Consider the following 707-nt stretch of genomic DNA (forward strand, 5'->3'; position numbering starts at 1 on the left):
GTGTTGAAAAAGTCTGTTGATTGGTTGGTGTGTCGCTGATTCACTCGTTTTATGAGCGGAGGTGCGGCGATGATGGGACCAAGGCAGGTGGCGCAAGGTGTGCTGCTCTATGAGTTGTCGATTGACGAGTTTGTTCCTGCCGATCACCCGTTGCGCGGCATTGATCGGTTCCTGGACCTGTCCGACGTTCGGCCGCTTTTGGCACCGTTCTATAGCTCGCATGGTCGTCTTTCGATTGACCCTGATTTGATGATCCGGATGCTGTTGTTGGGCTACTGCCAAGGCATTCGATCAGAACGCCGCCTTTGCGAAGAGGTGCATGTCAATCTGGCGTACAGGTGGTTTTGCAGGCTCGACCTGACCGATCCGGTGCCAGACCATTCGACCTTCTCGAAGAACCGACACGGGCGTTTCCGGGAAAGCGGCCTGTTCCGCCACCTCTTCGAAACGGTGCTACAGCGATGCATTGATGAGGGCTTGGTTGGCGGCGAGAACTTCGGCGTCGATGCCAGCTTGATCCCTGCCAATGCGAACCAGACGCGCGGCATTGACAGCAAGGAGGGTCTGCCACGGGAATTGGCCACGCGCGTGGTCCACGAATATCTCGAAACACTGGATGATGCCGCATTCGGCGCGTCCACCAAAGTCGTTCCCAAATACATCTCGCCGGTGGACCCTGCGGCGCGCTGGACAGGCGCCGATGGAGG

General features: G+C 57.7%; 1 protein-coding gene. It reads left to right on the forward strand.

The features are described from left to right. Positions 1-69: 69 nt before the first annotated feature. The coding region (locus tag ACR0K4_RS22975) for a transposase (protein ID WP_480855917.1) at positions 70-707 on the forward strand (638 nt) is incomplete at its 3' end.

The sequence above is a fragment of the Ruegeria sp. K11 genome (genome assembly GCF_056531905.1).